Annotated in this window: 17 protein-coding genes; 12 read left to right on the forward strand and 5 right to left on the reverse strand. The window is 60.7% G+C overall.

Annotated features, from left to right (window positions below; translation table 11 throughout):
- The 6 genes from HDF16_RS02390 to HDF16_RS02415 all read left to right on the forward strand — a co-directional run bounded on the left by HDF16_RS02390 (window position 1) and on the right by HDF16_RS02415 (window position 8198).
- Window positions 1–1515, forward strand: coding sequence for a cytochrome b N-terminal domain-containing protein (locus HDF16_RS02390; protein ID WP_184213559.1), 1515 nt, complete (start codon window positions 1–3; stop codon window positions 1513–1515).
- Between the two features lie 4 nt (window positions 1516–1519).
- The gene (locus HDF16_RS02395) at window positions 1520–2359 is read left to right on the forward strand and encodes a cytochrome c oxidase assembly protein (RefSeq protein WP_184213560.1); all 840 of its coding nucleotides are present in this window, start codon (window positions 1520–1522) and stop codon (window positions 2357–2359) included.
- Between the two features lie 240 nt (window positions 2360–2599).
- A complete protein-coding gene (locus HDF16_RS02400; protein ID WP_184213561.1) occupies window positions 2600–5437 on the forward strand; it encodes a DUF1800 family protein in 2838 nt (945 codons plus the stop codon).
- Between the two features lie 65 nt (window positions 5438–5502).
- Window positions 5503–6945: a DUF1501 domain-containing protein gene (locus HDF16_RS02405; protein ID WP_221312432.1), complete on the forward strand. Its 1443-nt coding sequence runs from the start codon at window positions 5503–5505 to the stop codon at window positions 6943–6945.
- 32 nt (window positions 6946–6977) lie between these two features.
- Window positions 6978–7604 (forward strand): bifunctional nicotinamidase/pyrazinamidase, encoded by a 627-nt coding sequence (pncA, locus tag HDF16_RS02410; protein ID WP_184213562.1) that lies wholly within the window; start codon window positions 6978–6980, stop codon window positions 7602–7604.
- A gap of 39 nt (window positions 7605–7643) precedes the next feature.
- The gene (locus HDF16_RS02415; RefSeq protein ID WP_184213563.1) at window positions 7644–8198 is read left to right on the forward strand and encodes an SRPBCC domain-containing protein; all 555 of its coding nucleotides are present in this window, start codon (window positions 7644–7646) and stop codon (window positions 8196–8198) included.
- Here the strand turns inward: HDF16_RS02415 and HDF16_RS02420 are convergent.
- Window positions 8189–8797, reverse strand: coding sequence for an HD domain-containing protein (locus HDF16_RS02420; protein WP_184213564.1), 609 nt, complete (start codon window positions 8795–8797; stop codon window positions 8189–8191). The genes HDF16_RS02415 and HDF16_RS02420 overlap by 10 nt on opposite strands.
- Window positions 8798–8993: 196 nt before the next feature.
- Here HDF16_RS02420 and HDF16_RS02425 point away from each other — a divergent pair, with 196 nt between their 5' ends.
- Together HDF16_RS02425 and HDF16_RS02430 are read left to right on the forward strand one after the other, a co-directional pair.
- The gene (locus HDF16_RS02425; RefSeq protein WP_184213565.1) at window positions 8994–9527 is read left to right on the forward strand and encodes a helix-turn-helix domain-containing protein; all 534 of its coding nucleotides are present in this window, start codon (window positions 8994–8996) and stop codon (window positions 9525–9527) included.
- 85 nt (window positions 9528–9612) lie between these two features.
- Window positions 9613–10482 (forward strand): isoprenyl transferase, encoded by an 870-nt coding sequence (locus tag HDF16_RS02430; protein ID WP_184213566.1) that lies wholly within the window; start codon window positions 9613–9615, stop codon window positions 10480–10482.
- Window positions 10483–10487: 5 nt separating this feature from the next.
- Here HDF16_RS02430 and HDF16_RS02435 read toward each other — a convergent pair whose 3' ends face one another.
- The 4 genes from HDF16_RS02435 to HDF16_RS02450 all read right to left on the reverse strand — a co-directional run bounded on the left by HDF16_RS02435 (window position 10488) and on the right by HDF16_RS02450 (window position 15603).
- Window positions 10488–11954: an APC family permease gene (locus HDF16_RS02435; protein ID WP_184213567.1), complete on the reverse strand. Its 1467-nt coding sequence runs from the start codon at window positions 11952–11954 to the stop codon at window positions 10488–10490.
- A 100-nt stretch (window positions 11955–12054) separates the two neighbouring features.
- Entirely contained in the window at window positions 12055–13599 is a 1545-nt protein-coding gene (locus HDF16_RS02440) for a hybrid sensor histidine kinase/response regulator (RefSeq protein ID WP_246408593.1), read from the reverse strand.
- Window positions 13600–13684: 85 nt separating this feature from the next.
- Window positions 13685–14110, reverse strand: coding sequence for a response regulator (locus HDF16_RS02445; RefSeq protein ID WP_184213568.1), 426 nt, complete (start codon window positions 14108–14110; stop codon window positions 13685–13687).
- Between the two features lie 5 nt (window positions 14111–14115).
- Complete coding sequence (locus tag HDF16_RS02450) at window positions 14116–15603, reverse strand: sensor histidine kinase (protein WP_184214185.1); 1488 nt, start codon at window positions 15601–15603, stop codon at window positions 14116–14118.
- Between the two features lie 79 nt (window positions 15604–15682).
- Here HDF16_RS02450 and HDF16_RS02455 point away from each other — a divergent pair, with 79 nt between their 5' ends.
- From HDF16_RS02455 to HDF16_RS02470, 4 genes are all read left to right on the forward strand, one after another.
- The gene (locus tag HDF16_RS02455) at window positions 15683–16006 is read left to right on the forward strand and encodes a DUF503 domain-containing protein (protein WP_184213569.1); all 324 of its coding nucleotides are present in this window, start codon (window positions 15683–15685) and stop codon (window positions 16004–16006) included.
- A 113-nt stretch (window positions 16007–16119) separates the two neighbouring features.
- Window positions 16120–16530, forward strand: coding sequence for a 30S ribosome-binding factor RbfA (rbfA, locus tag HDF16_RS02460; RefSeq protein ID WP_184213570.1), 411 nt, complete (start codon window positions 16120–16122; stop codon window positions 16528–16530).
- Window positions 16527–17579, forward strand: a complete 1053-nt coding sequence (locus HDF16_RS02465) for a DHH family phosphoesterase (protein ID WP_184213571.1) — start codon at window positions 16527–16529, stop codon at window positions 17577–17579. Before rbfA ends, HDF16_RS02465 begins: the two co-directional genes overlap by 4 nt.
- Before the next feature lie 227 nt (window positions 17580–17806).
- On the forward strand, window positions 17807–19618 hold the full coding sequence (locus tag HDF16_RS02470; protein ID WP_348641220.1) for an ArnT family glycosyltransferase: 1812 nt from the start codon (window positions 17807–17809) through the stop codon (window positions 19616–19618).
- The last annotated feature ends 14 nt before the right edge of the window (window positions 19619–19632 follow it).

A 19632-nucleotide genomic window follows, 5' to 3' on the forward strand; every position in this document is an offset into this window, starting at 1 on the left:
ATGGCAAGCATAAAAGACCGCGCCACCGACGCTGGCCTCGGAGCCTTCAACTGGGTCGAGAGCCGACTCGGCCTGTTCAAGACGGCGTGGGGCTTTGCGTCGCATCCCACGCCCGAGAACAACGCGAGCTGGTGGTACGTCTTCGGCAGCGCGGCTACTGTCCTGCTGATCCTGCAGATCGTCACCGGCATCCTGCTCGCGTTGATCTATAGCCCATCGGCCGGCGAAGCGTGGAGCTCGCTGAACGTGTTGAACCACAACATCGCGCTGGGCTGGTATGTGCGTGCGCTGCATGGCTGGGGATCGGACTTCATGATCGCCATTGTGCTCATCCACATGGCGCAGGTCTTTCTCTTCGGAGCGTTCAAGTTTCCGCGCGAACTTACGTGGATGGTCGGCGTACTTCTCTTGCTGCTGACGTTGGGCATGGCGTTCACCGGGCAGGTGATGCGCTTCGATCAGGACTCTTACTGGGGCCTCGGCATCGGCGCTTCGATCTCAAGCCGCGTGCCATTGATCGGAGCTCCGCTGGTTCATCTTGTCCTGGGCGGACCGACCATTGGAGCGGCGACATTGTCTCGCTTCTTCACGCTGCATGTTTTCGTGATCCCGGGCATCCTGCTGGCGTCGGTCGGCGTGCATATATGGATGACCCTCTTTCACGGCGTCAGCGACTGGCCTGTACCTGGCCGCATCGTCCGCAAAGAGACCTACGTGAAGGAGTATCACGAACTCACCGCGAAAACCGGTATTCCCTTCGTGCCTGATGCCGCATGGAAGGACGCTGTCTTCGCTGCGGCGATCATCTTCGCCGTGATGGCGTGCGCGTTCTTCTTTGGGCCCTTCGGTCCCGGAGGCCCGCCGGACCCGACGATCATTCAGACGGCTCCGAAGCCCGACTACTTCTTCCTCTGGATCTACGCTGTGCTGGCCTTCCTTCCACCGTCGATCGAGACCCCCGTCATCCTCGTCGTTCCGGTCATCGGCATCGCGGCGATGCTGCTGCTTCCGCTCGTCTCGGGCGAAGGGGAACGCCACTGGGCCAAGCGCCCCGTGGCCGTGCTGATGGTCTCGGTGATCGCGGTCTCACTCGGCATCTTTACGCATCTGGGCACCTACACGCCGTGGAGTCCCATCATGAATGCGTGGTCGAGCGACCCGGTGCCAGTGAAGTTTCTTCAGCACCGTACGCCGCTTGAGCGTCAGGGCGCAGTCGTGCTGCAGAACAAGCAGTGTCGCAACTGCCACGCGCTGGACGGCGTTGGCGGAGAGCGCGGGCCCGCACTGGATGACGTCGCATCGCGCATGACCGAAGACCAGATCATTCGCCAGGTGCTGCAGGGCGGAGGCAACATGCCTGCCTACGGCAATGCCTTGAATCCGTCGGAGACTAAGGCGCTGACGCAGTTCCTCGAGAGCCTGCGCGGCAACGATCTTGCGCCGGCGATCGACGCCTCGCGCGAGCTTACCAAGACCAGCGAGATGAAGGCTCCCGCAGAACCGGCCAGGCACTAGAGGCATGTCCGATGCAGCACTTGCTGTCTTTCGCGCATGGGAGCTTCCGGTCTGGCTGACCGCCTCGATCGTCCTTACGGGCGTCATCTATGTGCGCGGCTGGATCGTCATTCGGAGATCGCGACCGCAGCAGTTCGGCATCGATCAACTCGGGTTCTTTCTTGCCGGGCTGGTTGTGTTGTGGTTCTCGATCGCCTCGCCGATGGATGGCTTCGCCGACACGATGCTGACCGCGCACATGATCGAACACCTGATGCTGATGTCGGTGATACCGCCGCTGCTACTGTTGGGCCTTCCCGCTGTTCCGCTGCTGCGCGGCCTGCCTCGTCCGGTGGTAAAGTTTGTGGCTGCGCCGCTGATCCGCACTCGTCCGCTGCGCCGGTTCAGCCACTGGCTGGTTACGCCACTCATCGGCTTCCTGGCCATGAACCTTGCGTTCCTCGGCTGGCATGTTCCAGCTGCTTATGACTTCGCGCTCGAACACGAGTTCTGGCATGACGTCGAACACATCTGCTTCCTTCTTACCTCCATCCTCTTCTGGCACTGCCTCATTCGGCCGTGGCCAACGAAGTCCGGCAGGCGTGACTGGGACGTCATCGTGTACATCCTGATGGCGGAGTCGATCAATACCCTGCTCTGTGCCTTCCTCGCATTCTGCGGGCGGCCGGTGTACCAGTTCTACTTCACCACGACGAACCCTTTCGGCATGGCTGCGGTTGAAGACCAGACGCTGGGTGCGGTCATCATGTGGGTGCTCGGATCGTTCGCGTTTATGATTCCCGCCATGGGCATCACGATCGAGTTGCTGAGCGGCAACAGGCGGCCCGCAACTCGTCCTCGCTGATCTTCTTTCTACTGTTCCTATTCTTCGATTGAGCCTCTCGCGCTGTGTAGCCAGCCGCGACGAGTGGGAAATCCCTTGTCCAAATGGCACTTTCGTTGCATCTCGGTTAACTATCGTTGATCGTGCGCCACCCCATGCCGACGCTATACTCGCGAAACTGACAGCGCACATTTGTGCGACCACCTGCTGCTGTAATGCACGAATTCGCGGACTTATCCGCATGAACCACTGGAGGCGAGAGTGCTGCAACGGAACTTCAAGATTCGATCTCTGCGACCTCTCCTGATTGCCACCCTGCTCCTGATCGCCGCGCTCTCACTCAGCGGCTGTGGCACTGGTCTCGCTCCCGGCTTCGCATCCTACATCGCCTCCCCCACAAATACGCTTCGCGTCAACCAGACTGTGCAGCTTGCGAACAACGCGGCCTTCACCGGCTCGCCCATGGTCTATTCGGTCAATGGCGTTGCCGGTGGAAATGACAAGATTGGGACCGTGGACAGCAAAGGCGTCTATACCGCGCCGGCTATCGTTCCCATCCCCAGCAACACTGTAGTGATCACGGCCCAGGCGACGAACTACCCGAAGGACACTCCGGGCTCGGTCACGCTGAATGTATGGAATCCCATTCCCGTCATCGCGGCGGCTACACCAGCGAACTTCGCAGAAGGTTCGCAGCTTGTGACGGTGCAGGGCACGCAATTCGTCTATGGCTCGCAGATCTTCTGGAATGGCGTGGCCGTTCCGACGACCTATGTCTCATCAACAGAACTGGCCGCCACGTTCACGGCGCCGACACCGGGCAACTACGGCATTCATGTCACCAACCCTGATCCTGGTTCTGCCCAGTCCTACGAGCTCTCAGAGCTGGTGAAGCCCGGCCAGGTGAAGTTGACGATGATGATCTCCAACGAGACCACGGTACGCGTGACGAACAGCATCTATCTTGGCGTCGCTGTAGACGGCACCAGCAATACAGCGCTGACGTGGAAGCTCAATGGCATGGCTCAGGGCAACGCCGTGATTGGCACGATCGCCCCAAGCCAGTTCGGCGGCGTGATGTATACGGCCCCCGCAGTGGTTCCGACACCGAACAATATCGTTCAGCTCACGGCCACCAGCGTCGACGATCCAAAGGTGTCGATCAGCCAGAACGTCAGCATCTTCAACCCCGTTCCGATCCTCAACTCGGCGACGCCGATGGCGTTCGATCCCGGCCCGGCGACCGTCGTGCTGCATGGCAGCGCGTTCATCACCGGCGCCACCGTGCTTGCCAATGGAGTGCCTGTCCCAACGACGTTCAACAGCGGCAATCAACTGACCGCCAGCCTTAATCTCGTAGATCCTGGCAACCTCGATCTTCAGGTGCTGAACCCCAGCCCCGGCCCGGCGACCTCAACCGACTTGATCGCTCAGATCAATGGCACGCCAACGACGCTCGCGGTCTCGGCTACCGACGCTTCGCGCTTCCTCGAGCAGGCGACCTTCGGGGCGACCGATGGTGACATTCATCACCTCTCGAAGGTCGGCTACCTGGAGTGGTTCAGCGAACAGTTCCTGACCCAACCTACGCTGCACATGACCGATGTCGAAGAGAAGTTGATGGTCAACAATCCCCCATGCGCGGCCAACGACGTGACGTGCAACAGCGCGCTCTTCCTGGCGAATCTTGCCGGCCAAAACTACGTAGCGCAGTCGTTCTATCAGCAGGCGCTGGCGGGTAACGATCAGCTTCGCCAGCGTATGAAGTATTCCCTCTCCGAAATGTTCGTCGTCTCCAGCACCAATGGTGCCGTAGGCAACATGCCACGGGGAACCGCTGACTTTTACGACATGCTGGGCAAGGACGCGTTCGGGAACTTCCGCCAACTCCTCGAAGATGTGACGCTACACCCCATGATGGGCAAGTTTCTCTCCATGCTGGGCAACGATAAGGGCGACTCGACGCGCGACCCTGACGAGAACTACGCCCGCGAGGTGATGCAACTTCTGACCATTGGCCTCTATCAGCTCAATCCCGATGGGACGCAGAAGCTCGACGCAACAGGAAACACGATTCCTACGTACTCGAACCTTGACGTGATGGCGCTGGCCAAGGTCTTCACGGGCTTCAGCTGGGGAGGACCCGGCGATTCCACGGGCACTGGCTGGTACAACTGCTGCTACTACGTTGGGCCGGGCTTCGGTGAAGACATCCTGCAGATGCAGCCTTTTCCCAGCCATCATTCGACGGACGCCAAGAGCTTCCTGGGCGTGAACATCGCAGCCGGCTCGAACCCTGATCCTGTGGGCGATTTGAAGATCGCGCTGGATACGCTCTTCAACCATCCGAACCTGCCGCCGTTCTTCGCGAAGCAGATGATCCAGCACCTGGTGACGAGCAATCCCAGCCCAGCGTATGTTGGCCGCATCGCTGCTGTCTTCATCGATAACGGACAAGGCGTGCGCGGCGATATGAAAACCGTCATCCAGGCGATCCTGCTGGACGACGAGGCGCGCAACGCCGCCACTGCAGCGGATAACGTTGGCTACGGCAAGGTCCGCGAACCGATGCTGAAGTACATCGAGTGGGCACGCGCCTTCACGGCGCAATCGCGCGACGGCGTCTACAACGTGGGCGACGTGGAAGATCCCGTCTACGGGATCGGCCAGATGACGCTGCGTTCGCCGAGTGTCTTCAACTGGTTCTCTCCCGGCTTCTCCCCTCCGGGCACCAGCATCGTGAACGCAGGGCTGGTCGCGCCAGAGATGCAGATCACGAACGTGTCCACCGTCGTCGGGTACATGAACTTCATGCAGTCCGCGATCAACGCGGATGCTCACAACGGCATGGATGTCTATTCGAGTTACTCGACGGAGGTTGGCCTGGCTGCCACTCCCGATGCCCTCCTCGATCGCCTGAGCCTACTGTTGATGGCGGGCCAGATGGACGGTTCGCTGCGGAGCAAGATCATCGGCGCGATCTCGTCGATCGATGTAACAAGTGGTGACCAGGCAGCGATCGATGCGGCACTGCTCAACCGGGTGAAGTTGGCGGTGTATCTGACGATGGCGTCGCCGACATTCAATGCGCAGTTTTAGTAAGGCAGCAAGTTGGCAGTTAGCAAGTAGCGAAGACAGCAGTCAGCGGTTCGCGGAGGCGGCACATGAAGATGATGAATAAGCGGCAGCAATCAAGACGGCAGTTCCTCCGCACCGCCTCCATGGCGTCGATGGCCGGCCTCACCGTCAGCCCGTTCCTGCTCGAGTTGAACTCGGTGGCCGCGATGGCGCAGCAGTCCGGCACATCGGACTATAAGGCACTCGTCTGCATCTTCCTGTCGGGTGGCAACGATGGACACGGTACTGTGATCGCCACCGACGCTGAATCCTTTGCGTCGTTCACGCAGGCTCGCTCCGGAGCTCCCGGCCTTGCCTATGCGCAGAGCAGCCTCCTGCCCGTCACCCTGAAGACACCGCAGAGCGGCCGCACCTTCGCGTTGAACCCGAACCTTACTGGCGTACAGAACCTCTTCAACGCCGGACGCGCCGCCATTATCTCGAACTCCGGCACTCTGATCGCCCCGGTCACAAAGTCGCAGATTCAGGCTAACTCCGTGCCCCTGCCTGCTTCGCTCTACTCGCACTTCGACCAGTCGGCTGCTTGGCAAGCGATCACGGCAACCAGCGGAAGCGCTGTGCATGAGGGCTGGGGTGGAGCGATCGCGGACATCCTCGGCAGCCAGAACGCTAACTCCAACTCTGCCTTTACCTGCATCTCCACTGCCGGTACCGCGCTCTTTCTCTCTGGCGAGAACACTTACCAACTCAACGTCACCTCTGCCGGCCCCATCCCGATCTATGGACTCGCCAACCCCACCTTCGGCACCTCGGCTGGAACCTCTGCGCTCTCGTCGATCCTCAGCGCTGACGAGACCAACCTCTTCGCCAAGGAGTACGAAGCAGTCGTACAACGCTCCATCGCCGCGCAAGCGACGCTCGCGACGTGCATGCTGCCTGCCGGACCTACGGGCGTGGCCAATCCTCCGCAGTATCTCGACCCAACGACGAACAAGTTGGCTGATAATCCGCTAGCAAGTTCGCTCCAGACCGTTGCCCGCATCATCGGCGGACGCAGCGGGCTCGGTGTGACAAGGCAGATCTTCTACGTGCAGCTTGGCGGCTTCGACATGCACGACAACCAGGCACCGCAGCACGCGCGTCTGCTGACGCAGCTTGGTTCGGCGCTCGAATACTTCGACTCGGCGATGCAGACCGCTGGCCTTTCAAATAACGTGACCGCCTTCACAGCATCGGACTTCGGTCGCACCCTGACCGCGAACAGCGACGGCACCGACCACGGCTGGGGCAGCCATCACTTCGTCACCGGCGGCGCGGTCAACGGTCAGGACATGTACGGTCAGTACCCGGTCATCGGATCCAACCAGGCTAACGATATGGGCGCGGGGCGACTGATTCCGACCGTCTCGATCGAGCAGTACGCGGGAACGCTGGCCAAGTGGTTTGGCCTCTCCGATGGCCAGGTCCGGCAGGTGTTCCCGAACTTCGGCAACTTCGGCTCGAACCCTTATATGGGCTTCATGGGATAAGTGCACGACGCATCAGTTACTCTTTCTCAGAGATGACCTCGCTCCCTACCGACGCGCTCCTCGTTATCGACATGCAGAATGACTTCTGCCCCGGGGGATCGCTTGCGGTCGAACAGGGCGACGCGATCGTGCCGCTGATCAACAAGCTAGGCGGGCAGTTCGAGCACGTCATCCTCACGCAGGACTGGCACCCTCAAAGCCACATCTCCTTCGCAAGCGCACACGCCGACAAGCAGCCTTACACGGTCACAGAGGTGGCATACGGGCCGCAGACGCTTTGGCCCGATCATTGTCTACAGGGTTCTCACGGAGCCGCGCTGCACCCCGCGCTCGATCTTCCGCACGCGGAGTTACTGCTGCGCAAGGGGTTTCGCCGCGAGATCGACTCGTACTCCGCGTTCCTGGAAAATGACCACTCTACGCCGACCGGGCTTGCGGGATATCTGCGGGAGCGGGGATTGAAGCGGCTCTTTCTCTGCGGGCTGGCTTATGACTTTTGCGTACGGTTCTCGGCGATTGATGGCACCGCGCTCGGGTTCGAGTGCGTTGTGATCGAGGACGCGAGCAGGGCTGTGGGGCTGCCGGGGTCTGTTGACGCAACCAATCAGGCGCTCGCGGATGCCGGTATCAGGCGAGATTTGGGTAGCCAGTTACTCTAGTTGCGGCCGCATCCATCCAACCATCCGAACGAGGCAAGAATGAAGTGGATCGTCCGAAGTCTTATCGTCATTTTTTCGGTATGCCTCACCATGATCCTGCAGTTCAACTTCTCCAGCACTTCGATGAGCAACCTCGAATCGCTTGCAGGTACTGGGCGTATCCACGAGTCCGCACCTATCAAGGCGTCGGTCGGAGTCGTTGCCGATGCCCCTCCGGATGTTGTCTGGAGGATTCTCACGGATATCAATGACTGGCCCAGGTGGCAGCCCGGCATCACTAAGACCGAGGCGGCCACTCCCTTAGTCTCCGGATCGACCTTTCACTGGACGATAGGCGGCAACGAGGTTCACTCCAAGGTAAAGCTCATCGAGCCGGGCCGCCGCATTGCCTGGGCAGGCTCCGCCTTCGACAGCCGTGCTGTCCATGTCTGGACGCTTGAGCCGCTGCCCGGTGGCAAGACTCGCATTGCTTCAAATGAATCGATGGACGGGATATTGCTCTCACATATGTTTTCGTCGAAGGAACTCGCCGACTCGGATCAGGATTGGCTGAACGCGCTGAAGGCAGCCGCAGAGAAGCAACCTCAGCCCTGAGACTCAAGCCCAAGCAGCGCCGCTCTCTCCTGCATCGCCTTCACGCAGTTTCCGATGTGTTCGTCTACAGACAGTCCCAGCAGCTCCGCTCCATTGATGATGTCCTCGCGCAAGACGGCGCGAGCGAAAGCTTTGTCTTTCATCTTCTTCTTGACGCCGGCGATTTCTACCTCGTGGATTGACTTTGACGGCTTCACCAGAGCGCAGGCGGTCAGAAATCCGGCGAGTTCGTCGCAGGCGAAGAGGGCTTTGTCGAGATGCGTCTCTCGCGGGGTTCCGGAGTAGTCCGCATGGGCGAGGATGGCATGGAGGACGACCTCCGGCCAGCCCTGTTCGCGAAGAAACCTCACGCCGACGAAGGGGTGCTCTTCGAGCGAAGGGTGCTTGTCGTAGTCGAAGTCGTGCAGCAGGCCGGCGATTGCGTAGAGCTCAATGAAATCGTCGGATTCCGTGCCTACCATCCCGAGCCGAGCTGCTTCAGCCACGCCGTAGTAGCGCGTGCAGGCCTCCACCGCAAGGCCGTGTTTCACCAGCGAAGGCGAAGCTGTCCATTCCTGTAACAGTGCCCATGCCCGCTCCCGAGTAAATCCGTCCGCCATCGATTGCCTCCGCGCAAGTTACTACCTTGATTCCACTTCGGTATTTATACCTGTTTTTTCGGTCTATCGACGGCTTTCCCCTTGACTCATCGGTTACCCAGTGTCACTCTAGGCACATCGCATCTTCGAGTTATCGGACATCGAAACTCAAAGGGCGCTGAGGTCCTTGCTCTGGATCCTCCCGCAACTGACAACTATGGCAACTATGATGGCACCCGTCGAACAACGTGAGGTCCTGCGTTGCGACCATTGCAATCTGGTGCAGTTCCGCACGACCAGCGCAATGTGCCGCCGCTGCCGGAAGTGCCTCGAAGTCGAGGAGCCAGTACCTGTCGCTGCTCCCCTGGCGCTGGTTGGCACTCCCTCGACCGTCGAGAGCGGTCTCCAGGTCGCGACTGCTGTCCGGGATTTGCGGCACGTCCGTAATCTCTCGCAGAGACAGCTTGCTGCCCGTATGAACGTTCCCCGCACCTATATCTCCAAGATCGAGAATGGCAAGGCGATGCCGACGCTCTCCTCGCTGGACCGGTTGGCGCGCGCGCTTCAGGTGGATATTTCGACCTTGCTGCGTGACGCTTCGAACCGTCACCGCGATGAGTCGAATGTGCTGATGGCTGACCCTTTCCTGGCGGAGATTGCACACTACACAGCCAATTGGGACTCGCTGCAGCGGTCCATCTTCCTGAACCACGTTCGCGAAGTCGCTGCGGGCCGACGCCGCACGGCGTAGGCCCCGGCGCAGGCTTCGCGTTCGGCGTGGAAAAGCGGGCGTGTGGACTCGCGGATATGCTAGCGTAATCTCTGCGAGGATCTGATTGCGCGCACCACTAAATAGCCGCGTCCACGAACTGTCCCTGGAAGAGGCGGCAATCTATCGCCAGCTCGACCCGGCCCGGATTCCCCAGCACGTCGCCATTATCATGGACGGTAATGGGCGCTGGGCGGGAAAGCGGCTGATGAAGCGCTTCCTGGGCCACCAGCAAGGGGCGGAGTCAGTGCAGTATGTAGTCGAGACTGCCTCGCGCATCAACCTTCCCTGGCTTACGCTTTACGCGTTTTCGCTCGAAAACAACCTCCGCCGCCCCAAGGCCGAGGTGAACTTCCTGATGAAGCTGCTGAAGAGCTACCTGGTAGGTAACGTCAAGCGAATGAACGACAACAACGTTCGCATGGCTTACATTGGGCGGCTCACCGAGCTGCCTACCGAAGTGCAGGACACGATGCAGTGGGCGTCTGAGCAGACAGCCAAGAACACCGGCACCACGCTGACCCTAGCGCTGAACTATGGGGCCCGTTCAGAGCTGGTTGACGCGATGCGGCAGACGCTGCGCGACGCCATTACGGAGTCGGCCGGCGATTTTGCGCGGCTGCAAGAGCTTATCTCGGAGATGGACGAGCATCACGTCTCAAGGCGGCTGTACACGGCGCAGATGCCTGACCCGGATCTTGTCGTCCGCACCAGTGGCGAGCAGCGCATCTCGAACTTCCTGTTGTGGCAGATTGCCTACGCGGAGATCTTTGTAACCGATCGCCTATGGCCGGACTTCCGTGGAATCCACCTGCTTGAGGCCATCGCCGACTTTCAGCGCCGCGAACGTCGTTACGGCGGCCTGGGCGACAGCTTCACCGATGAGAAGATGGAAGACCAGCATGCCGGCGATACGGCGGAGCTGGTGCGGCGATAAGCCGGTTAGTTCGCCCTTTGTAACTCGGCTTCTCTGTTCTTGATCCTGCTTCCCCGCCAAAAGATCGCGCCGCCAACCGCGTTGACGAATAAGGCCGTCAGACTCACCTTCAGCGCGAAGAACCATGGGTTTTTGACGTCCACGACGGGAACCAGCGAAAACGCGATCGAAAGCAGCGTGACGCTGATACCGCAGCAACAGGCCAACTTCAGCAGCCATCCCGCCGGCTCACCGAAGCGCGATCCCGCGACCAGCGGAACCAGGAACATCAGCAGGTAGTAGATGCCGTAGCCGATATTTGCGCTGACGGCGATCAGCTGAAACGCCTCCTGCGCGTTGGTGCCGGCGGAGGCAAAGAAACACATCAGAATGCTGAGCGCGACAATGACGCAGAGCGAGTTTGTGGGCGTTCGGTACTTCGGGTGAAGCTTCGTAAACCAGGCAGGAATCAGGTGGTCCCAGCCCGCGACGAGCGGAAGGCGACTAGTCTCGGCGACGATGACCGCAAACTGAGCGACCAGGGCGATGGCCAGGACAAGGATTGTCGCGCGGCCCAGAAACAATCCCCAGTCGATCTTTCCAGGAGACGAGTCTCCACCTGCGAAGGCGGCAGCGAGGATCTGCGGGATGGGGCCGGTAAGGTCTACCTTGTCGGCGGGGATGTAGGTAAGGATCGATCCGCTCATCAGGATGAAGATGACCGCGATGATGGGGGCGCCGATCCATGCGGAACGCAGGATGGTCTTCGCCGCGTTTCGGATCTCTCCGGCAAAGACGGCTACCTGTTCGAGGCCCGTGAGCGCGTTGAAGCTGAGCTTGCTGAAGAGGTTGATGGTCAGCAGTGTCACCGTCGGCAGAGCGAACGAAAAGGGCCGTTGCGGCGAGATGTGCGGATGCGCTGGCGACGTATGAGGGTGGTAGAGGATGAGCACGGCCAGCAGGAGCGTCACCAGAACGGTCACGGCGGTGCCGAAGTGAGAGACCCAGCGTCCGATGCCGAATCCGGGGATGTTGACGATCAGGATGATCGCGAAGATCCCAACGCTGAAGCTGTTGATGAGAAGGTGGCTATTGGCGACCCAGGCGGCTTTGGGGCCAAGCGCGTAACTAAGACTGGTGGCGGTCTGAATGCCGACCTCGGCCACGGCTCCGAGCGCCCAGAAACCGAAGTTCCACGCGCTGATGAAGCCGGCGAAGGGGCCGATGGCGTGCTTGGTCCACTGGTAGACACCGCCTTCCAGCGGCCAGATCTTCACGCAGAAGCCGACCACGCCGGCGACGGGGAGAAAGAGCATAAGGATCGCGAGCAGCCAGTAGACGACGTGGCCCGATCCCTGGCGCGCGGCCAGCCCCGCCCAGGTGATGCCCACGACGAGGAGAATCTGCATGGGAACGAGGTCGCGCAGACCAAGCTCCTTGCGCAGGGAATGGTCTGTTGCCCGGTCCGATATCCGGTCCGTTGATTCGTTCAAGCTGACGACTCCACTCAGGGATTTCGATGCTCGCTCAGGGATGGTGATTTAGAGACAGAGTAGCACTGAGGCCGCGCGCGACAACTAGACTATCTGCGGACTACCAGGCCGCGCTCTCGCCGCTTTCGACCGGCAGGAAGAGCGTGAAGACGGTCCCACCGGGAGTGTCGTCGGTGCGCTTGCGGCTCCAGACGTCGAGCCGTCCCTTGTGCTTCTCCACGATGTCGCGGGAGATCCAAAGACCCAGGCCGGTACCGGTGATGCCCTTGGTCGAGTAGAAAGCCTCGAAGATGCGGCTGCGAACCTCCGCGTCCATGCCGGTTCCGTTGTCGGCAACGGTGACCCGGACGCCGGGAGTGCCATGGACCCAGTCGTGGCCTGGCGCGGTGCGAAGCTCAAGCTTGCCACCCTCGGGGAGAGCGTCGATCGCATTACCGACCAGATTCGCGAGCACCTGGCGAATCTCCCCCTCGTGCGCAAGCACCAGCGGGATGTCACGGAAGCGCCTCAGAACTTCGACGTCCTGCTGCTTCACCCTGCGGTCCAGGAGGTCGAGCACTGACTCGACGAGATCACGCAGGTCCGTCTTCATCGGCCGGCTCGACCGGCGGTAGAAGCGCAGCGTCTGCATGGTGATCTTCGAGACCAGGTCGAGCTCGCGCTGCGCCATCTGGAGGTAGTTGCGGGAGTCCGGCTCCATCTGCCCCTGCTCGATGAGATAGAGGCAGTTGGTGATGGCCTCGAGCGGATTGTTAATCTCGTGCGCGATCGAAGCCGCGAGGCGTCCGGCGATGGCCAGCTTCTCGGTCTGCCGAAGCACCTCTTCGCTCTTCTTCTGCAGGGTCAGGTCGGCGAGGAACGCCGCAAGCTGACGGTCCTCGGAAGGATCGCCGGGATTGAGTATGGCGACGCCGACAAGGACGTCGACCTTCTCGCCGGATGCCGTCACGCAGGTAGCTTCGAATGGGGCCGAGGGAGCGGACGCGTCGCTATGCTCCAGTTCGATGGTGGAGGGCAGGGTGGGACAGATGGCGTCGAGGGTGAGTCCACCGTCAGCCACGGGCGCGGACGATGGGACGACTGCCTTGTAGCCGAGGAGACGCTCGACCGCCAGATTCGCGTAGACGACGCGGCCTGCGGCGTCGCTGATGAGCAGCCCAAGAGGCATTGCCTCGACTAAACGGTGAAAGCGCGCCTCGCTCGCCGAAAGCGCAAGTTCTGCAGCGAGACGGTTGCGGCGCGCCTCGGCCTCTTTTAGTTCGCGCTCGATGGCGGGAACGAGTCGAGTAAGGTTTTGCTTGGTGACATAGTCTTGTGCGCCGGCGCGCATGGACTCGACCGCCGCCTCTTCCGAGACCGCACCCGAGAGCATGATGAAGGGAAGCTCCAGGCCGCTTGCCCGGATAATCTTCAAGGCCTCCGGACCACTAAAGGTAGGGAGATTGTAGTCGGCGAGCACGACCGCGGAGAGACCACCGAATGCCGGTTCAGACATCGCGCGCTGCATCTCGATGGCGGTCTCCACGCGGACGATGCGTGGATCGAACCCGTTGCGGCGAAGATGACGCTCCAGCAAGAGGGCGTCATCGGCACTATCTTCCACCAGCAACACGTCGAGTTGTTTCAGCTGTAAATCTCCGGGCAATGCAATCCTCCGGCCCGAAGCCAATTGGCTGGCTGACCCCGACATCATTTCGTGGGCCGGGTCCTCGGTCGTCACGGACTCGATTCTAGCTTAGGGGAGGAGCTTCGTTGAGTACGAGCCAGTACATTCCGAGTTGGCGCGTGGCTTCTGCGAAGTCAGTGAAGTTTACCGGCTTGCGGATATAGCTGTTCACGCCAAGCTGATAGCTTCGCACCAGATCACGCTCTTCGTCGGACGAAGTAAGCACGACCACAGGGAGCATGCGGGTGAGGTCGCTCTCGCGGATCCTTCGCAGTACTTCGAGACCTTCGACCTTGGGCAGCTTGAGGTCGAGCAGAATTACCTGCGGCTTGATCGCGTTCGCACCGAAGAGCATTTCGATCGCCTCTTCGCCATCGCGCGCGACACGGATGTCATTGGCAATGTTCGACTTCTTCAAAGCCCGTATCGTAAGCAACTCGTGATCGGGGTCATCTTCAACGAGTAAAATCAAGCGTCCCGCCTCTGCCATAGTGATCATCCTAACGTAAACCAAAAAGTCGCGCCGCTACCGATGACGCTGTCGGCCCAGATCCGCCCGTGATGCCGCCCAATGACTCGAGCGACGGTGGCAAGACCGATGCCGGAACCCTTGAAGTCTTTGTCGCCGTGCAGGCGATTGAAGGCGGTGAAGAGCCGGTCTGCGTAGAACATGTCGAAGCCGGCCCCGTTATCTCGGATAAACCAGGCTGAAACACCGTCGTCCCAGCCGAACTGCACGATCGGTTCGCCTACCTTTGAGGAGAACTTCACGGCATTGCCCAGGAGGTTCTCAAGCGCGACCCGGATGAGCCTGGGATCCCCGTTCGCCACCGGCCCGTCGTCAATGACGAAGCTTACCGAAGTGGCAAGAGCTCCCATCTCTCCACTGCCGGCCTTGCTGGTCCCAATCTGCAGATCGGCGACGACAGAACGCGCAAGGGCGGCCATGTCGAACTCCTCGCGGACGAGATCGGCGCGGGTGATGCGGGAGAGTTGCAGCAGGGCGTCGATCAGCTGTCCCATCCGCTGCACTCCGCTCCGCACCCGCCTGATGTAATCCTTGCCGGTGGCGTCGACAGCTTCGGTGTAGTCCTCTTCGAGGGCAAGGCTGAAGCCATCGATAGTCCGGAGCGGCGCGCGGAGATCGTGTGAGACCGAATAACTGAAGGCCTCCAGCTCGCGGTTGGTGGTCTCGAGTTCGGCCGTCCTGATTCTGACTCTTTCTTCGAGCTCACGGTTTAGCGCTGTAAGCTCGGTGGACTTTGCCTCCACCGCCTCCCGGCTTACTGCGAGTTCGGCCGCCACGCGCTCGGTTTCCAGTCGCAAGGCGCGCTCCCGCCCCAGGTGGCGGAAGATCATGACGAGCAACATCAGATCCAGCGCGCTGGCGAGCCCGATCGTGCCGCGGGCCTGCAAACTGCTCCGGTGCGCTGCTGCCTCACGGATGGTAAGCAGCCTCTGCTCTTCGGCCTCCATAGCATCCGCGACTCGCCGCACGTGATCCATCTCCAGCTTTCCCGTTCCGGTAAGCACCAGGAGGCGAACCTCGTCTTGGGGGCTGCCCTCTCTACGTCTCTGGATACCCTGGGCCAGTAGGCTTAACCTCTGCTCGAGGAGAGCGCGCATCTCTAGTAGCCGTGCCTGCTGCGAGGCGTTGTCGGCGGTTAGGGTTTGAAATGTATTCAGATCGCCAGGAAGCTCTTTGACCGCTTCTGTATACGGAACAAGATAGGTGTCTTCGCCAGTGATCAGAAATCCACGATTGCCCGTCTCCGCGTCCTTGGCGGCGCTCATAATCAGCTCGACCTGGTTAATGACTTGAAGGGTGTGCTGGACCCATCGCTCGTTGTCCACCAGGACGCCTACGGAGCGGAACGCCACCCAGGTGTTTACAATCACTATCAGGATCGCTACCAGCAGCAGTCCGGTAAGGGTGTTCCGCCTTGTATCCTGTGCCTTGATCTTTCCCGCGTTGCCTGGCATGGTCATCGCCTCTGATTCTAAAGCCGTTTCTTCGCTTCGGCAGAGTACGAGTCCCGCAGATACGCTTTCATTCCCATTTATGCCTATCGCCACCATAACCGTCGAACTTGAGATTCCGGGCGCGCATTCCTTGAAAGAGCGCCGCCACGCAGTTCGATCGATCAAGGACAAGCTGCGACACAGCTTCAATATCTCAGTGGCGGAGCTTGACGAAGGAACGATCTGGAACCGGGCGACGCTTGGGATTGCGGCGATCTCCGCCTCGACCAGCTACCTTACCGGACAGTGCGAGCAGGTAGAACGAGCCGTCTACAGCTACTCCAATAAGCTCGGTGTTACGGTGACAGAGATCTACGCCGAGATTGTCGAGCAAGAGAGTCTGGATGTAGCTTCGGGCGAGTGACTTCTCCGGCCCGTGCGAGAGTTTATCCTCACCTCGCGCCGTCGATCGACTACAGAATGGTCGCGATAGCGCTCGTAAGGGCGCATCCAACCATTTACCATCGGTAAAGACAGATGCCAGAGCAACGCGCACGAACCTACCACCGAAACCGAGTCACCAGCACCTTCTCCGACGAGATTGGCGCGATGCTGGAGGGCGAACTCTCCGACCCCCGCATTGCGCCCTGCCACGTCACCGATGTCGTCCTAGCCCCTGGCGGCAAGTCCGCCAGGATATTCATCGCTGTGCAGGGCACAGAGGTCGAGGAAGAAGAGACGCTGGCCGCGCTGATGACGGCGCGCATGTTTATTCGCTCTTCCCTGCGCGAGCGGATGGGAGTGCGTCATGTACCCGACATTACCTTTGCAATCGACCGCTCCGAAAAGATGACGGGGCGGATGGACGAGCTATTGGGGCGAATGAGAAAGCGCGACAAGAAGCGCGAGGCGACAGCACCCGCGCCGGAGCCGACGACCCTCTCATGATCGAGACTCCAAGCCTGCATTCGCTCTCGGACCCGCTGGAGCTCTCGGACGCCGTCCTTAACGAGGAGGCTGCGGCCACTCCGGCTTACGGCGCTCCCATCTCCGAACTCCTGGCCTACTTCCGCGAACAACGACACTTCATCGTGGTCTCGCATGCGCGGCCGGACGGAGACGCAATCGGATCGGTGCTGGCCATGGGTGAGATTCTGAACCAACTGGGCTGCACCACCGAGCTGGTGCTGGCCGATTCGGCCCCGGCGATCTACCGGTCGCTGCCCGGGCTCAGCCGCATCAACTTCACCGGAACCGTCTCCGCGGCTCCCGGTACGCCGGCCATCCTGCTGGAATGCGATGGGATCGAGCGGACAGGACTGAAGGGACTTGAGGGACGGCCCCTGATCAACATCGATCACCATGTCAGCGGACGCAACTTCGGTGCCATCAACTGGATCGATCCGCAGGCGAGTGCGGTCGCTGTGATGGTGTATCGCATCGCGGTGGCTGCCGGGGTCGAAATCACGCCCTCCATGGCGACCTGCATCTACGCCGCTCTGCTCTCCGACACCGGAGCGTTCACCTACCCGAACACGACACCAGAGAGCTTCGCCATTGCGCACGACCTCACGCTACGCGGCGCGAACCCCGCGAGGATCGCCCGCGATCTTTACTTTGCGAGCCCGTTGAGCAAAGTACGCCTGCTGGGCCGGGCGCTCGATCGGCTGGAGATCCGCGGAAGCCTGGCATGGAGTTGGGTTATGCTCTCGGACCTCGAATCCGTGGAGGCGACGGCCGAGGATTGCGAAGGGATTGTAGGGAATCTGATCGCCATCGACGGCATCGAGGCTGCCTTCTTCCTGCGCGAACAGGCCGACGGCCTGATCCGGGCGAGCATTCGAAGCAAAGGAGATTTCGACGTTTCGCGTGTAGCGGAGGCCTTCCACGGCGGTGGTCATAGAAACGCCAGCGGATGCACCCTGGCCAGCCCCATGCCCTCGGCAATTGACGCCGTGCTGGCTCAGCTCTCAAGTGCCGGAATGCCGACAACTTGACCGACGCAGGTAACCTCTTTTCGCGATCCGGCGGAACGTATGCCAAGGCCGGGATTGTGATAGCGTCAAGTTGTTTGGCCTCTTAAAGGTCCAGCATCGCGCACGCTGCGGCGATTAGGGCCAGGACGGAAGCGGGGCCGTCACCTGGAGCAACCCAAACATCTGTGCGCTTTAGCAACTGTGCCCCTGTAACTTAGGCTTACCCCCTGCCGTCTCAGAATCGAACCGTGAACGAAACTCAACAATCCGTATCCGATAACCCGAACAGCCCGGCAGTTCCTGCGCCCGAACCCGGGATGTTTGATCGCCTCTCGCTCGCGTCGCTGTGGGAGGCCGCCATCCTGTTGGCGGTTACCGCGTTCATGCTGCTCTATGGGCTGGTACCGTTCTTTGGAGGCGACCAGCTGGGGCTGGTCGGCGCAGACGAGCCGCGGTACGCGCAAGTGGCAAGGGAGATGTTGCAGGCGCACTCCGATGCCTGCCATGAAGTTCACGCACGCGTGATTCCTCACAGCCTGCGGATCGACGATCTGGCCGCTTCCCTGCACTGCCTGCAGGGTGGAAGCATCACTCCGCTACTGTATGGGCAACCCTGGCTGGAGAAGCCCGCGCTCTATTACTGGCGAGCGATGAGCTTCTTCAAGGAGTTCGGCGTCTCGGACTGGTCGGCGCGTCTTCCATCTTCCTCCGGCGCGGCCTTCCTGATCGCCCTGGTCTTTCTACATCTGCGACGCTTTCGACCCGGCGGCCACCTCGACGCCGCCCTGATTACCGCCTCCTGCCTCGGCATTGCAGCCTTTGCGCGGGGAGCCTCCACCGACATGCAGCTGGCCGCGCCCTTCTGCATCGGAATGCTGGGCTGGTATGCCTGGTATGAGACGGGAAAGAAGTTCTGGCTGTTCGATCTCTACTTCTTTGGTGCCGCGGCCACGCTGGCCAAAGGCCCGGTTGCCCCCTTCCTCGCGCTGAGCATCATCTTTCTCTTCCTTGGACTGCGAAAGGAGTGGGCGGTACTTCGTCGAACGATCTGGTGGCCCGGCATCGTATTGTACCTGGTGATGGTGCTGCCCTGGTACATCGCGGTGCAACACAGCAACCCCACGTTCTACAGGCAGTTCTTCTTAGAGCACAACCTCGAACGATTTGCCACAAACCGGTACATGCACCACCAGCCGTTCTGGTACTACATCGCGGTCCTGTTCATCGCATTGATGCCATGGACAGTGATTGGAATTCGCGCCCTCTTCGATGGCATCGATGTCTCAATCGCCGAGTGGTCTGCGCGACGCAAGCCCCTGCGCTATCTAGGCCACGGTCGCGCAGGCGACGCCTTCCCGGAGTTCCTCGTTCTCTGGGCCATCTTCCCCATCCTGTTCTTCTCGTTTTCCGGATCGAAGCTGCCCGGCTATATCCTGCCCTCCATTCCGCCCCTGACAATTCTTACCGGCGACTATCTGTACCGCATCCGAGAGCGGGGCATGCGACCCTGGCTGCTGTGGTCGCACGCGGCCTGCTGCGCGGTGCTGGTCTTCGTGCTTCTGCTCGCGCCGCAGCACATGAAGTACGACACCCTGGTGCCGCCGAAGTTCTGGCTTATAGTCGCGGCGATCAGCGCCGCAGCCACGATCGCCCTGGTGATCTTTGTCGCCCGCCGCTGGGGAACGCAGCAGCTCTGCAAGGTCTCTCTCGTGCCGGTGCTGGCGATGATGATCTTCCTGCTCGGATTCCACGGGCGCGAGCTTGACCTGAACTACTCTGCTCGTCCATTGGCCCAGGAAATTGCGGCGCAGGCACCCAACGAGAAGACTGTCGCTGTGCTCGGCATCAAACGCGACATGGACTACGGTCTCGCCTTCTACCGCAATGAGCGCCTAGTCCACTACGATCAGCAAGGCGTTCCCGACGGAGAACATCTGCTAGTGGTCCGCGCGAACGACACCGACGAATTGGGCCGCTGGCTTACCGGACGGGTGTATACGCCGCTCTTCCTCTATGACGCACAAGGGTTCGAAGTCTACAAGGTGTTGGCCCGGCAATGATGAAGCTACGCCAC

It is taken from the genome of Granulicella aggregans, assembly GCF_014203275.1.
Taxonomy (GTDB): domain Bacteria; phylum Acidobacteriota; class Terriglobia; order Terriglobales; family Acidobacteriaceae; genus Edaphobacter.